This is a genomic window from Mycoplana azooxidifex (genome assembly GCF_014196765.1).
GTDB classification, from domain to species: Bacteria; Pseudomonadota; Alphaproteobacteria; order Rhizobiales; family Rhizobiaceae; genus Mycoplana; species Mycoplana azooxidifex.
Genome location: NZ_JACIEE010000002.1, coordinates 112,558 through 126,446, shown reverse-complemented (window position 1 = coordinate 126,446; position 13,889 = coordinate 112,558). Strand labels below are relative to the sequence as shown.

General features: G+C 64.7%; 18 protein-coding genes. 10 read left to right on the top strand and 8 right to left on the bottom strand.

What is annotated here, in order from left to right:
* Positions 1-5: 5 nt before the first annotated feature.
* Positions 6-188, top strand: coding sequence for a hypothetical protein (locus GGQ64_RS04060; protein ID WP_183799529.1), 183 nt, complete (start codon positions 6-8; stop codon positions 186-188).
* Between the two features lie 202 nt (positions 189-390).
* Here GGQ64_RS04060 and ubiV read toward each other — a convergent pair whose 3' ends face one another.
* Genes ubiV through ubiT form a run of 3 tightly spaced genes read right to left on the bottom strand, consistent with a single transcriptional unit; the run spans position 391 to position 2,809 of the window.
* Positions 391-1,326 (bottom strand): ubiquinone anaerobic biosynthesis protein UbiV, encoded by a 936-nt coding sequence (ubiV, locus tag GGQ64_RS04055; RefSeq protein ID WP_183799526.1) that lies wholly within the window; start codon positions 1,324-1,326, stop codon positions 391-393.
* 8 nt (positions 1,327-1,334) lie between these two features.
* Positions 1,335-2,312, bottom strand: a complete 978-nt coding sequence (ubiU, locus tag GGQ64_RS04050) for a ubiquinone anaerobic biosynthesis protein UbiU (RefSeq protein ID WP_183799523.1) — start codon at positions 2,310-2,312, stop codon at positions 1,335-1,337.
* Positions 2,303-2,809 (bottom strand): ubiquinone anaerobic biosynthesis accessory factor UbiT, encoded by a 507-nt coding sequence (gene ubiT / locus GGQ64_RS04045; protein WP_183799520.1) that lies wholly within the window; start codon positions 2,807-2,809, stop codon positions 2,303-2,305. Before ubiT ends, ubiU begins: the two co-directional genes overlap by 10 nt.
* A gap of 111 nt (positions 2,810-2,920) precedes the next feature.
* Here ubiT and GGQ64_RS04040 point away from each other — a divergent pair, with 111 nt between their 5' ends.
* Genes GGQ64_RS04040 through GGQ64_RS04020 form a run of 5 tightly spaced genes read left to right on the top strand, consistent with a single transcriptional unit; the run spans position 2,921 to position 7,444 of the window.
* Positions 2,921-4,432 carry a UbiD family decarboxylase gene (locus GGQ64_RS04040; RefSeq protein WP_183799517.1) on the top strand — a complete coding sequence of 504 codons (1,512 nt, stop codon included), beginning with the start codon at positions 2,921-2,923 and terminating at the stop codon, positions 4,430-4,432.
* The gene (locus GGQ64_RS04035) at positions 4,429-5,004 is read left to right on the top strand and encodes a UbiX family flavin prenyltransferase (protein ID WP_183799514.1); all 576 of its coding nucleotides are present in this window, start codon (positions 4,429-4,431) and stop codon (positions 5,002-5,004) included. Before GGQ64_RS04040 ends, GGQ64_RS04035 begins: the two co-directional genes overlap by 4 nt.
* Before the next feature lie 19 nt (positions 5,005-5,023).
* The gene (mog, locus tag GGQ64_RS04030; protein WP_183799511.1) at positions 5,024-5,560 is read left to right on the top strand and encodes a molybdopterin adenylyltransferase; all 537 of its coding nucleotides are present in this window, start codon (positions 5,024-5,026) and stop codon (positions 5,558-5,560) included.
* A 29-nt stretch (positions 5,561-5,589) separates the two neighbouring features.
* A complete protein-coding gene (locus GGQ64_RS04025) occupies positions 5,590-6,261 on the top strand; it encodes a DUF542 domain-containing protein (protein ID WP_183799508.1) in 672 nt (223 codons plus the stop codon).
* A gap of 4 nt (positions 6,262-6,265) precedes the next feature.
* A complete protein-coding gene (locus GGQ64_RS04020) occupies positions 6,266-7,444 on the top strand; it encodes an NnrS family protein (protein ID WP_343059408.1) in 1,179 nt (392 codons plus the stop codon).
* A gap of 23 nt (positions 7,445-7,467) precedes the next feature.
* Here GGQ64_RS04020 and GGQ64_RS04015 read toward each other — a convergent pair whose 3' ends face one another.
* The 5 genes from GGQ64_RS04015 to GGQ64_RS03995 all read right to left on the bottom strand — a co-directional run bounded on the left by GGQ64_RS04015 (position 7,468) and on the right by GGQ64_RS03995 (position 10,881).
* Positions 7,468-8,865: a 4Fe-4S binding protein gene (locus GGQ64_RS04015; RefSeq protein WP_183799506.1), complete on the bottom strand. Its 1,398-nt coding sequence runs from the start codon at positions 8,863-8,865 to the stop codon at positions 7,468-7,470.
* Positions 8,862-9,707 (bottom strand): FTR1 family iron permease, encoded by an 846-nt coding sequence (locus GGQ64_RS04010; RefSeq protein ID WP_210300138.1) that lies wholly within the window; start codon positions 9,705-9,707, stop codon positions 8,862-8,864. The genes GGQ64_RS04015 and GGQ64_RS04010 overlap by 4 nt, the downstream gene beginning before the upstream one ends.
* Positions 9,708-9,718: 11 nt before the next feature.
* Positions 9,719-10,057, bottom strand: coding sequence for a cupredoxin domain-containing protein (locus tag GGQ64_RS04005; protein ID WP_183799503.1), 339 nt, complete (start codon positions 10,055-10,057; stop codon positions 9,719-9,721).
* A 1-nt stretch (position 10,058) separates the two neighbouring features.
* The gene (locus GGQ64_RS04000) at positions 10,059-10,610 is read right to left on the bottom strand and encodes an iron transporter (protein WP_183799500.1); all 552 of its coding nucleotides are present in this window, start codon (positions 10,608-10,610) and stop codon (positions 10,059-10,061) included.
* A 115-nt stretch (positions 10,611-10,725) separates the two neighbouring features.
* Positions 10,726-10,881 (bottom strand): hypothetical protein, encoded by a 156-nt coding sequence (locus GGQ64_RS03995; RefSeq protein WP_183799497.1) that lies wholly within the window; start codon positions 10,879-10,881, stop codon positions 10,726-10,728.
* Positions 10,882-11,005: 124 nt separating this feature from the next.
* On the opposite strand from GGQ64_RS03995, the gene GGQ64_RS03990 reads away from it, so the two are divergent.
* The 4 genes from GGQ64_RS03990 to GGQ64_RS03975 all read left to right on the top strand — a co-directional run bounded on the left by GGQ64_RS03990 (position 11,006) and on the right by GGQ64_RS03975 (position 13,884).
* Positions 11,006-11,557: a cytochrome c oxidase subunit 3 gene (locus GGQ64_RS03990; RefSeq protein ID WP_183799493.1), complete on the top strand. Its 552-nt coding sequence runs from the start codon at positions 11,006-11,008 to the stop codon at positions 11,555-11,557.
* A gap of 5 nt (positions 11,558-11,562) precedes the next feature.
* On the top strand, positions 11,563-11,841 hold the full coding sequence (locus GGQ64_RS03985; protein WP_183799490.1) for a cytochrome C oxidase subunit IV family protein: 279 nt from the start codon (positions 11,563-11,565) through the stop codon (positions 11,839-11,841).
* A gap of 222 nt (positions 11,842-12,063) precedes the next feature.
* Complete coding sequence (locus GGQ64_RS03980; protein ID WP_183799487.1) at positions 12,064-12,516, top strand: c-type cytochrome; 453 nt, start codon at positions 12,064-12,066, stop codon at positions 12,514-12,516.
* Between the two features lie 21 nt (positions 12,517-12,537).
* Positions 12,538-13,884: a nitric-oxide reductase large subunit gene (locus GGQ64_RS03975; RefSeq protein WP_183799484.1), complete on the top strand. Its 1,347-nt coding sequence runs from the start codon at positions 12,538-12,540 to the stop codon at positions 13,882-13,884.
* Positions 13,885-13,889 lie beyond the last annotated feature (5 nt).

The following is a 13,889-nucleotide window of genomic DNA, read 5'->3' as shown; positions in this document are numbered from 1 at the left end:
AGGCAATGAAGCCTGTTCCAAGATGCACCGACAGAGACGGCCTGCTGGATATCCTGATGTCCGGGGCGATAACGCCCGGAGACACAACCCTCTTTCTCGACATGCTGGACCGCGAGATCAGCAAGCGCCCGCGGAATGTCGATATCGTCAAGCGGCCAAGCCTGACGGCAAGAGAACCACGGCGCTAGGCCGGCCCGATGGCATCAGGCGGGACTCCCTCCCTGCCGTCCTCAAGGCTACTCATATGAAGGAAAACCCCTCCCCACCCTCCCCACGAGGGGGAGGGCTTAACCCAGCAGCGCCGCCCGAGCTCCCTGCAGGCAGACGGGTGCCGCCGGCAGGCCAGAGGGGGGACTTGCCACAGGCGATTGCTCTGTCGCCCGTCCTCCGTCAGCCATGCCCGAGCGAGGCATTCCGCCCCTTGGCAATCCATGCAGCGCCTTCCTGCTGGTGATAGAAGCCGTTCGAGAATGCCGCGCCCGGATAGACGTCCGAAAGTTTCGAGATAGCCTCGTCGGCATCCATGGAACCGTCGAGCACGGCGCGATAGATCCCGGCCACCGCGACCATGTCGCAGTCCTGCGGAGAAAGACGCACGCGTGCTATTCCCGCAGCCGAGAGGGCAGGCAGTTCGCCGAGCAGCACGACGCAACTGTTCGACATGGTCTGCACGCCGTTCAGGACGAGGAACGACTGGCGATCGAGGGTGCGAAGCGGCAGGCCGTCCGGTTCCTCCCCGCAGATGAACTGGCAATTGTCCTTGGTCAGCCCCTTGGACCGCGCGTGTGCGCAGCGGGCGGAAATCGCAAGCGGCATGCGCCCGAAGGCAAAGATCTCGAACGAAAGATCCGGCAGGCTCTGCACGATCTGTTCGATCGAGCTCATCGGAAGTTCCGGCGGCAGACAGATGTTCTGCGCGCCGCGTGCCGCCAGCACCCTGGCTGTTGCGGCGTTATAAACGTTGACGAGCGGTCCGATGGAATGCGCCCTGCCTGAAATGAGGCCCAGCGCCGAAAGATCGTTGGCCTCGATGAGATGCGCGCTGTCGCGGATCAGGTCGCGAACATGCCGGCTCTCGCGTTCGAGCGTGACCATGGCGAGCGTCGACAGCGTCACCGTCTTGCCGGCGGCCTCGAGCCGTTCGACGACCTCGGCGATATGCCGCTCGGTGAAGTGCTGGCGCTTCGAGCAGACCGTTTCACCGAGGGTGACGTGTTCCACCGGCGCCTCGTCGGCGATCCTGAAATAGAAGTCCCGCCATTTGGGACCGTCCCAAAGATAATAGACCGGGCCCAGGCTGAGTGCCGGCGTGCGCGCGTTCGTCATGATCTCTCCTATCGCCAGCGCTTGTCGTATGCGCCCGAGGTGGTGCGCTGGCCCTCGCTCATCGAGCGAAGCCGGGCGACGAGTGCTGAGCGTTCGGCAGGCTGGGCCGACAGGGCCTTCTTCAGGGACGATACCACTTCGGCGACATAGGCCTTTCCGCGTTGGCGTCCTTCGATCTTCAACGCCGAGACGCCCGCTTCCCTGAGGGCTTCGATATGGTCGACGACGTCGAGCGATACCGGGTCCTCGAAGGCGTAGCCGTGTGTCTCGCCGATCTCGAAACGCCCCTTGCAGAGCGTCGGATATCCTGATGCTTCATCGGGACCGAAGCGATTGATGGTGTAGGCGCCGAGTTCGGAAACCATGGTGTCGCCGTCCCGGCGGTACTTCACGTGGCTGGCCGGCGAGCAGACGCCGTTCATGTTCGGCGATTTTCCCGTGGCGTAGGACGAAAGCGAACAGCGTCCCTCCGCCATGACGCACAGCCCGCCGAAAGCGAAGACCTCGACCTCGCAATCGATCTGCCGCGTCAGCCTGGCGATGTCCTGCACCGTCAGAATTCGTGGCAGCACGACCCGCTTCGCCCCGAATGCCTCGACCAGGAACTGGATGGCATCCCTGTTCGAGGCCGAGGCCTGCACCGAGACATGCAGGCGCTGGTCGGGGTACTTCTCCGCCACATAGGCCATCAGGCCGAAATCGGCGAGGATCAGCGCGTCGGCGCCCAGTTCGACGGCGTCGTCCGCAGCCTTGTACCAGAGTGCTTCACTGCCCGCCCGCATAAAGGTATTGAGGGCGACGAAGGTCTGGACGCCTCGCTTTCCGGCATAGCCGATCGATTCTTTCAGTTCTGGGCGGCTGAAGTTAAGGCCCGGAAAGTTGCGGGCATTGGTTTCGTCGCGGAACCCGCAATAGACGGCGTCCGCACCGGCATCGACCGCCTCGCGGAAGGCCGATGGCGTGCCTGCAGGGCAGATCAGTTCCATGTCGCGTCCCTTCCTTCGAGCGCCCGTTTGCGGACATAGCGTGCCGCGCCGGCGACGAGCGGCGCCAGCGGCCCGGCGAGGCTGCCGATTTCACCGGGGAGGTCGATCGCGCTGTCATCGAGAGCGTTGCGCAGCGCCAGCATCGCCTCCATGTCTCCCGTCACCGAAAGCTCGCGCGAGAAGAACAACGCATCGGCGTCGCATCGCCCCTCCAGCAGCCCGAGGAGCAGCACAAGCGGCCCCTCGATGCAGGCATCCGACACGGGTCGTTGAGTCTTTCGGGAAACGTGCACCGTCTTCGACGCCGGAACGACGAGGAAATTCAACGGCAAGTCCAACGGGCAGAAGAGATAGCGGGTCTGCCGGTACTCCCCCAAACGCTCGAAGAGATCGGGGTGAGCGCGAAGGACACTGGAAAAGATCGTCCTGGCTGCGCGCTCGATCAGCCAGAGAGGCGCAAAATCGACGGGCGCAACCAAGGCGGGCGGAAGGGTCATGCGTAAAGCTTTCGGCAGTGTACGTTACACGCCGAGACTATGGACCGGCGTCCGGTTTCAGTTTGAGCCAGGACAAAGACGCTCCAGTTTTTCGGCGGCAATCCTTGTCGAATGAAAGCCGATGTTCCCGTTCCGCGCCGATTCGACAGCCTGCAGGATTTCGTAGCCCTCCTGGAAAGCAGGGCGAGGCTAAAGCGCATCGTGCGCCCGGTTTCGCTGGTTCACGAGATCACCGAAATCCATCGTCGAGTCCTGCACGACGAGGGCCCGGCACTGCTTTTCGAGAAGCCGGTCGATGCTGCCGGCAATGTCCAGCCCATTCCGCTCCTTGCCAATCTGTTCGGAACGAGAGAGCGGATCGAGTGGGGACTGGGCCTGGAGTCCGGCGGACTGCCCCGCCTTGCCGAGATGTTTGCCGACCTGCGCGACCCGAGGCCGCCGCGTTCCATGCGCGACGCCTGGCAGAAGCTGCCCCACCTGAAGGCAGCGCTCGCCATGCACCCGCGCTCGGTCGGACGCGCGCCCTGCCAGCAGGTGATCTGGTGCGGAGACTATCTCGACCTGGACCGCCTGCCGATCCAGACGTGCTGGCCGGGCGAGCCTGGACCGCTCGTCAGCTGGCCGCTCGTGATCACCCAGGCACCCGACGACCCCACGGATGTCAACGTCGGCATCTACCGGATGCAGAAGCTGGGGCGGGACCGGCTCATCATGCGCTGGCTCGCCCATCGCGGCGGCGCGCGCCACCACCGGCTGTGGCAGGCTGTGGGACGCGACATGCCCTTAGCCGTGGTCATCGGCGCGGATCCCGCCACCATTCTTTCCGCCGTCATGCCGCTGCCAGACGGCATGAGTGAACTGAACTTCGCCGGACTGCTGAAGGGCAAGCGGCAGGACATCGCAACCGGCGTGACCGTGCCCCTGCCCGTTCCCGCTGCCGCCGAAATCGTGCTGGAAGGGACTGTATCGGCGAGCGAGACCGCGGACGAGGGTCCCTTCGGCGATCATACCGGCTACTACAACAGCGTCGAAGCCTTCCCGGTGATGACGCTGTCGGCGATCACCATGCGGAAGAACCCGCTTTATCTGTCCACCTATACGGGCCGCCCGCCGGACGAACCCTCCCGTCTGGGAGAGGCGATGACGGAATTGTTCGTGCCGCTGGTCAAACGCCAGTTTCCCGAGATCAGGGACCTGTGGCTGCCGCCGGAGGGGTGCTCCTACCGGGTTATGGCGGTTTCCATCGACAAGCGCTACCCCGGCCAGGCGCGGCGCATCATGATGGGGCTCTGGTCGATCCTGCCGCAGTTCAACTACACCAAGATGATCATCGCCGTTGACGGCGACATTGACGTCAGACGCTGGGACGACGTGATCTGGGCGCTGTCCACGCGCTTCGATGCAAGCCGCGATCTCGTCGTGGTGGAAAACACCCCGATCGACTATCTCGACTTCGCCTCGCCGAAATCAGGCCTCGGCGGCAAACTGGGCCTCGACGCCACGACCAAGATCGGTGCCGAGACGGACCGCGAATGGGGACGGGTGCTTGCGATGTCCCCCGAGGTGAAGGCCAAGGTCGACGGCATCTGGGCTTCGCTGGGGCTCGGCGAGGCCGGGCCATGACGGCCGAGCGCGTCATCGTCGGGATATCGGGCGCCTCGGGTGCTGCGATCGCCATGCGGATCGTCGAACGGCTGGCGTCGATACCGGATGTCGAAACGCATCTCGTCGTCTCCGACGCTGCGCGGCGCACGCTCGATCTCGAGCACGGCGCCGGTGCGATCGATCATCTGCTGCCGCTCGTCCACAAGCATCATTCGATCGCCGATGTCGGCGCGTCGATTGCGAGCGGCTCGTTCCCGGTCCGGGGCATGATCGTGGCCCCCTGTTCCATGCAGACGCTGTCTGCGATCGCCACCGGGCGCGCGGACACGCTGCTGACGCGCGCAGCCGACGTGCAGTTGAAGGAGCGGCGGCGGCTGGTTCTCCTCGCCCGGGAAACCCCGCTTCACCTGGGCCACCTGCGCAGCATGTGCGCGGCGACGGAAATGGGAGCGATCATCATGCCGCCCGTGCCGGCATTCTACCATCTGCCGCGCACGGTGGACGAGATCGTCGATCACCTGGCTGCGCGAGCGATCGACCTTCTGGCACTCCCTTCCGGCCCGATCGCCCTGCCCTGGCTGGGCCAATAGCAGCAACAGGAGAGGCGCAATGCCGACAGAAACAACGGTCAGGATCGCCGTCGTCACGGTCTCCGACCGGGCGAGCCGGGGCGAATATGCCGATCTGGGCGGGCCCGAGATCGATGCCTGGCTGCGCTACGCCATCGTCACTCCCTTCGAGACCGTCCGCCGGCTGATCCCCGATGGCCGGGAACCCGTGCGCACCACGCTGATCACGCTCTGCGACGAGGACGCGGTCGATCTCGTGCTCACCACGGGCGGGACAGGCCCCTCGCCGCGGGACGAGACGCCCGACGGCACCAAAGCCGTGCTGGACAAGGAACTGCCGGGCTTCGGCGAACTGCTGCGCCAGGCCGGTCTCGCCCAGACGCCGACCGCGATCCTGTCGCGCCAGACCGCAGGCGTGCGCGGCAAGACCCTGATCGTGAACCTGCCTGGGCGGCCCGCCTCGATCCGGCTGAGCCTCAACGCCGTCTTTCCTTCCATTCCCTACTGCCTGGACCTGATCGGCGCCGGCCGCATCGAGACCGATCCGGCGCGCATCGTCAGCTTCAGGCCGCGCTAGCAGCCCCGACACCCCACAAGGAGACACCCATGATCGAGATAACCCCGGACAAGACCGTCAGCGCCATCTCGGCGACGCTGCCGGGTGCAGCAGAGCTCTTCCGCCGCGCCGGCATCAATTTTTGCTGCGGCGGAAACGTGACACTGACTGACGCGGCAACCGAGGCAGGGCTGGAGCCTGAGGCCCTGGTCGCCGAGCTCGAGGCGCTGCTTGCCGCCGCCGGGCGGGACGCGCCGGAGGAGACGGGACTGCTCATCGACCACCTGATCAACCGCTACCATCTCGTGCACCGGACCGAACTCGAATGGCTCATCCCGCTCGCCCAGAAGGTCGAGCGTGTCCATGGCGACCGGCCGAACGCCCCGAACGGTCTCGCCGACGCCCTGATCGAACTGCGCGAGGAGCTCGAGGGCCATATGCGGCGGGAGGAGCAGATCCTGTTTCCGATGATGAAGCGCGGCGGCAGCGCAACGATCGACCATCCGCTGGCGCAAACGCGCCACGAGCATGGCGATACGGCAAAGCTTCTCGGCCGGATCGAACATGCCACCAACGGCCTGAACCTGCCGCAGGGCGCCTGCGGTTCCTGGACGGCTCTCTATACGGGCCTGCGCAAATTCTGCGACGACCTGGTCACCCACATGCTGCTGGAAGACGCCGTCCTGTTCCCGCGTTTCGAGCAGAAGGGCGCTTCCGCCTGATGCCGTGCGAAAACGCCGGATAGATCATCCGTTCTGGCAGTCGCCGCATCGGCCGCTGTTCGCTCTCGCCGGACTGTGGGCACTGGTTGCGCCCCTGGTCTGGCTTTTCCCCGACGGGTTTGCCACCGATCCCGTCGGCTCGCACCGGCACGAGCTGATGTTCGGAATGGGGGGGGCTGCGGTCGGCGGCTATCTCCTGACGGCGCTGCCGGCGTGGACCGGGAGAGGCCAGGTGCCGGCGGGGCTCACCCTTGCGCTGTCATTGCTCTGGATAGCGGGGCGTCTCGGCTTCCGGCTTTCGGAGATGTTGCCGTCGATTGTCGTCTCGGTCGCGACATCGGCCTACTTCGCGGTGCTCGCAACGTTCATTCTGTGGACGCTTCTGCAGTCCCGGCTCTGGTCGAGGCTCTGGGTCGTCGCGGCGATTTGCGGGTTGATGCTGGCGGACCTTCTGCTCGTCTCCGGTCCGGTCGCCGTGCACGGACGGATCGGTCTTTGCGGCGTCCTGCTCTTTGCAGTCCTGATCAGCGCGATCGGTGGACGGGCGGTGCCCGCCTTCACGCGCCACTGGCTCGAACGGCGGAAAGTCGCGGCCCATTTCCACGATGGCCGGCGGCTGGGCCGCCTGGGCCTCAGTGCGCTTGCGGTCGGCGGCGCGACGGCTTTCGCCGATGCCAGTACCGCTGCCGGGGCGCTTCTCGTGCTCTCCGGAATGTTGCAGCTGGTGCGAATGGCAGGCTGGCAGAGCTTTCGCGCGGTCCGCTACCCTGCTCTTCTGCTGCTCCATCTCGCCTGGTTCTGGCTCCTGGCCGGATTGGTGCTCGTCGGCCTCGCGCTGCTGTCGCCACAGACATTGGCACTGTCTGCGGCGATGCACGCGCTGACCATGGGAGCCATGGGAACGATGATGCTGGCCATCATGAGCCGTGCGGCCATGGCCCGACGGTGCGACCGGCTCGTCCTGTCCCCCACGCTGGCGTTCGCATTTGCTCTGGTCTGGCTGTCAGCTCCCATCAGGATCGCCGCCGGGAGCATGGCTGCGGAAACGCTCGTGCCGATACGCGTTGCATCGCTCTTCTGGATCGCTGGCTGGGCGCTCTTCCTCTGCTCCCACCTACAGTCGTTGCGGCGACCAGTGCCCCTGCCGGTGCTCAGCGCGCGCATCGGTCGCCCGTCGCCGTAGCCGAGGCGACAGGCGCCGGCCGGCTACCAGATCCAGAAGAACAGTATCCACGACCCGGCAGCGATGCCCCAGGCAAACGACAGGCCGACCATCGAGGCCATGCGGCGACCGGGGCTTTCGGTGTAGAGCGCGCCGACGCGCCAGCCGAGATAGGCGCTCCAGATTGTCGCCAGCAAAAGGAATCCCGCCCGGAGCTCCGCGACAAAGGGAATGACGATGCCGTCCGAATGCAACTGGGTGACGGTCATGGCGGAAAGCCCGAGGAACAACCCTGCCCCGGCGAGCGGTATCAGGGTCTGCGCCATATGGTGAAAGCGCCGGGCATCCCATTGGCCAAGGCAGCGAACGGACAATGCCACCGACAGCGAAAGGATGGCCCCGAGGGCAATCGCGGATGCCAGGATATAGGCCAGTAACAGGGCGCCGTCGGCGATCGTCAACACGTCGTTGCGCCCCGGATAGTTGGTCAGTATCCACCAGGGCAATGCCTGTTCGAGCGGGGCAAACCAGCCGATGTCGATCAGGAACCCGCCCAGCGCCTGCTTTGCGGAAACGAACCAGGGACTTGCGCTCCAGTGAAAGGCGCCGACCGCCAGCCCCAGCAGGCCGGCCAGTATCAGGATCGTCTCGGCCGGCTTCGGCACTGTCCCCGCGACGTGGATGATCTCGTGGTTCGGTGATCGGCGCGCCAGGGAAATGGCGCTGCGAAAGCCGCTGCAGCGGCCGCACATGTGGCAGTCGCTGGCGCCACGCATCGTCCTGAGCGGCACGAGCGGCGCACAGTCGACCGCACCCGGTTTGTCGCCCCGCTCCTGCGACAGCCGCCAGAGGACGGGATCGGAGCGGAAATGCAGCGGGGCCAGCTTGGCCATCAGGGCAAAGACGCCCCCGACCGGGCAGAGGTAGCGGCACCAGACCCGCTTGTTGCGACCATAGGCATAACCCACCGCCATCGCCGCCACGGTCGATCCGCCGAGGATGAGGGCTGCGGGCTTCGGGTACTGGTAGACGCTCGTCATCTGGCCATAGATGGTCGTAATCGCAAAGGCCGCCGTCGGCCAGCCGGACCACTGGATCCACTTCGGGATCGCGCCACCCCGTCCGTGCCGGCTCGCGAACTCCGAGAGCGCGCCTTCCGGGCATAGCAGGCCGCACCACATGCGCCCCACCAGTGCGGTGCCGAGGATGACGAAGGGCCACCAGATGCCCCAGAACATCAGTTGCGCGAAGCGGGTGAGGTTGTTCCAGACCGTGGCGGTGCGGTCCGGCAGCGGCAGGAACAGCGGCACCAGGAGCAGGGCCAGATAGAGGCTGACCACCGTCCACTGGGCCAGCTGTATGTGACGGCGGTGGCGGAACAGCCAGTCGCCGACGCGTCTCCACGGATCGACCCTCGGCGGTGCCGCATAGAGCATGTTCATGATGCGGCCGCAGCCTTTCGCAAGCCCCAGGAGCCGAAGAGGCTGACGACGAACCAGTAGCCGCCAAAGACGATCACGGGCAGCAATTCCGGCCGGGCGCGATAGCCGGTCAGCGTCGCGAGCAGGCCACCGACGCCGCGACCGTCGTCCAGGAGCCATGACGTGTCCCACAAAGACTGCGAAAGCGGCGACACGACATCCAGCGAAATCAGCCTGTCGAGGCCGTTCATCAGCAGCGAACCGGCAAGGATGAGCAGCATCGCCTCACTGAACCGGAAGAACGATGTCCAGCTCAGCGCGCGGGCGCCGAATTGCAGCGCAAGATAGAGGCCGATTGCCGCCGCAAACCCCAGCCCGGCAGCGGTCAGCGCCAGAAGATCGACGCCGCGTCCGGACGAAACCAGGATTCCGTAGAGAAAGATCGTCGTCTCGCTGCCCTCGCGCGCGATCGCCAGCGCCGGGATCAAAAGCAATCCCCACCCGTTTGCCGCAGACAGAGCCTGGCTGGCGCGGCCCTCCAGTGCCCGTTGCGCGCCTGGGCCCTGCCGACGCATCCAGTGGACCATCTGAAGGATGAGCGCTGCCGCGACGAGCACCATCGTCGCCTGGAAATAGTCCTGGCGGTCGCCGTCGAGCCATTCGCCGACGAAGAGGATCACGCAGGCGATCAGCAGGGCCGCCAGCAATCCGGCGACGATGCCCGCGCGCAGCCAGCCCTGTCCCCTCTTCCGCTCGGCCGCCGGCTGGCGCTGGAGCCACGCATGGAGAACGCCGATGACCAGCAGCGCCTCGATACTCTCGCGCCATACGACGAGGGCAACCTGGATCATGTAGGCTGACATAGGTCGGTTCCTTATTTGGCGATCAGTCTGGCCGGCGGCATGTCGAGATGGAAATCGTCGAAGAACTCGTACTCGCCCGGATCCAGCCGGCGGATGACGATGAAGCTGGACGCGCCGGGGCCCAGCACTTTCTCCTTGCGGAGCACGATGCTTTCGAACTCCACGGGGCTGTCGCCGATGTTGTGAAGCTCGAGCTTGAAGCGCGTGTCGGCCGGCACGACGAGCTCGGACGGCGCGATCGCGCCGTCCTTGAACTCGATGACGAAGACGGGATCGTCGTCGGCGCGGGCGCTGCCGACCGGTGCCCAGGGAAGAAGGGTTGCAAGAAGAACCGCAACCAGCCGGCGCATCTCAATACGCGCCCTTCTTGCCGGTGCCGGTGAAGGCGAACTCGTAGGACAGGTTCAGGGGCTTGGGCCAGGGGGCGACACCCGTCTCCTTGTCGACATGCCGGCCGAAATGGCCGTGCCCTTCGCCGTCGCTGTTGACGACGAGCTCGAGGCGGTACTTGCCGGGGCCCTTGAGCTTGACGTTGTCGCCGTAGTGCGGACCGTCGCTCGCCACCATGGTCATGAGCGTGCCGCTGACCACCTGGCCATCGTCGATTTTGGTCAGCCGATAGTCGATGGAGAGGTTCGGCAGCCAGTCGCCTTCGGCAAAACCGTTCGCATTGTCGGCCGTCGCGTGGATATCGGCCTCGAGATGGATATCCGTCTCGCTTGCCGGCGCCATCATGCCTTCCGGTTCCATTTCGATCGGCTGGAGATAGACGGCTGCGATCTCCATGCCGCTGACGAGTTGCGGCTCACCGATCGGGTATTCTGCAGCAGAGGCGGACTGAAGCGACAGGCCGAGAAGACCGATGCCGGCAAGGGAAAAGGAAAGGGATCGAGATAGGCGCATGAGATGTCCCCGTTAATATGAGATAACGAGTCATGTTTAAACGCGATCGCGGTGGGCGCTGTTTGCGCTGGAGCAAACAACTACGATTTTAAGATCGGGATTGAGACAGATGCAGCTATTGCTGCACGAACAGAACCGCTGCGATCGCGACGGAAAACAGGACGGCGGAGACGGCGCTGTAGCGCTGGAGCACGCCCATCCGATGGAGCGCGATCGCAAAGACGATGATGATCGGCGTGGCCACGAGCAGGCCGGCTTGTGCGTCAGACATTCTGATAAGCCCTATCGTTTGTAGCGATCCTAACCGCCCGGCCAACTCCGTCTTTGCGAAAGCGCAAAGAACGGGCGTCGTGGAGGTGCCAAGCCTTCTGCCGGACAGAGCTGGGAGATGCAGAATGACCATGGCGCCGCTATCACAGGACGACGCGTCCGACGAAGGAGGCGACCTGCTTCTGTGGGTCCTCGTCTTCAGCGAACTGGCCGCCTTCGGCATTCTCCTCGGCGGCTTCCTCGTCATGTCGGTGCTTCATCCGGAGAGCTTCGGCGCGGCAAAACTTCACCTGTCGGCGCGCATCGCCGGCTTCAACACGGTCGTCCTGCTGGCCAGCGGCTGGCAGGCGGCGCTGGCGGCCCGCGCAGGCGCCAGCGCCATGCAGCAACGCATCGCGCTCCTTGTCGCCGCAGCGCTGGGTTTCGTCTTCGTCGGGCTGAAGTTCTTCGAATACAGCACCGAACTGACATACGCAGGCGACGATACGTTTGCGGCCTTCTTCGAGCTGTACTTCATGATCACGGGCTTTCATTTGGCGCATGTCGCCTTTGTCGCCGGCCTGTTCGTGCTCGTCGCCAGAAGGCCCGAGCGGTCCAACATCGTGATGCTGACAACCATCTGGCACGTGATCGACATCGTCTGGCTCGTCATGTTCCCGCTGATCTACTTCGGGTGAGACACATGACCCCCAAAAACTCCGGATCGCTGTTTGCAAGCACCAACTGGATTTTGATGATGGGTGTCGTGTCCGGCGTCATCTCGGCGCAATGGAAGCACGAAACGCTGCCGGTCGCAGCCTTGGTCTCGATTCTGCTCCTGACGGTGTTCAAGGCCCGCCTCATCATCCTCGACTTCATGCACCTGCGCGAGCGCCCGGCGCTCGCGGCGGCCTTGCTCGCCTGGCCGATCCTGTTCTGCATCGCCATCCTGGCACGGATCGCGGCTCCCCGCCTGTTCTAGCCCCGGACGAGGGCCGACCGGCCCTTTGCGGGCGTGTCAGTCCGCCGCACCAGAGGTGCTTTCGCGTTCCCACCGCGTTCTTGTTTGCAAAATCACAAAGAAGGGCGGCCGGAATAACCTCAATAAACTGAAGGTCGTATGCGCCACATCGCGCCCGGTTGCCGCGAACATCCTCGCGGCAAACAGCGGACGGTGCGGCCTCCAATGCAAGGGGACCTCGGAATGGCTGAACGCCTGACAAAGACAGGAGCCCGAAACGTCTTTTACGGCGGCTCGGCGTTCTTCTTCGCAATATTCATCGGGCTCACCGCCCATAGTCACTACTACATACGCACGACATCCACCGACGAGACGACGCTGACGGACTCCGTCGCCCGCGGCAAGCACGTGTGGGAAAAGAACTCCTGTATCAACTGCCACACGTTGCTCGGCGAGGGTGCCTACTTCGCCCCGGAACTCGGCAACGTGTGGAAGCGCTGGGGCGGCGACACCGACCCGGAGAGCGCCCGCGATACGCTCAAGGGCTGGATGGCCGCACAGCCGTCCGGCATCGAGGGGCGCCGGCAGATGCCCCAGTTCAACCTCACCGAGCAGGAACTGAACGATCTGGCGGACTTCCTCGAATGGGCGAGCCGCATCAAGACGCAGAACTGGCCGCCGAACGACGCCGGTTGACCAGGGGAAAGGAACACGGACATGAAGTATCAAACACAGAAGGTCGCGATGCTGTATTTCTACGGCGCGCTCGGCCTGTTTCTCGCCCAGGTCCTGTTCGGGGTGCTCGCCGGGACGATCTACGTCCTGCCGAACACGCTCTCCGAACTGCTGCCGTTCAACATCGTACGCATGGTCCACACCAACGCCCTGATCGTCTGGCTGCTGATGGGGTTCATGGGCGCGACCTACTATCTGCTGCCCGAAGAGGCGGAGACCGAGCTCTACAGCACGAAGATCGCCGTCGCGCAGTTCTGGCTCTTCCTCGTTGCCGCAGCGATCGCCGTGGTCGGCTACCTCTTCCACATCCATGAGGGCCGCGAGTTCCTCGAGCAGCCCTTCGCGATCAAGGTCGGCATCGTGATCGTCGCGCTGATGTTCCTCTACAACGTGACGCTGACGATCCTGAAGGGCCGCAAGACCGTCGTGACCAACATCCTGGTGTTCGGGCTCTGGGGCGTGGCGATCTTCTTCCTGTTCGCCTTCTACAACCCGACCAACCTCGCGCTCGACAAGATGTACTGGTGGTACGTCGTGCACCTGTGGGTCGAAGGCGTGTGGGAACTGATCATGGCCTCGGTTCTGGCCTTCCTGATGATCAAGCTGAACGGCATCGACCGCGAGGTCGTCGAGAAATGGCTCTACGTGATCGTCGGTCTTGCGCTGTTCTCGGGCATTCTCGGCACCGGCCACCACTACTACTGGATCGGGGCTCCCGGCTACTGGCAGTGGATCGGCTCGCTCTTCTCCACGCTCGAGGTCGCGCCCTTCTTCACCATGGTCGTCTTCACCTTCGTGATGACCTGGAAGGCGGGCCGCAAGCATCCGAACCGCGCAGCGCTGCTGTGGTCGATCGGCTGCTCGGTCATGGCGTTCTTCGGCGCCGGCGTCTGGGGCTTCCTGCACACCCTGTCGTCCGTGAACTACTACACCCACGGCACCCAGGTCACCGCAGCCCACGGCCACCTCGCCTTCTTCGGCGCCTATGTGATGCTCAACCTCGCCATCATGGCCTATGCCGTCCCCGAGATCCGCGGCCGCGCGCCCTATAACCAGTGGCTCTCGATCGCGAGCTTCTGGATCATGTGCTCGGCCATGTCGGTGATGACGTTCGCGCTGACCTTTGCAGGCGTGCTCCAGGTCCACCTCCAGCGCGTGCTCGGCGAAGGCTACATGGACGTCCAGGACCAGCTGGCGATGTTCTACTGGATCCGGCTCGGCTCCGGCGTGTTCGTCCTGATCTCGGCGCTGATGTTCCTCTGGGCCCTGTTCGTGCCGGGCAAGGAGCGCAAGCCCAGCCTCTCCGCAACGGTCCAGCCGGCCGAATGAAGGAT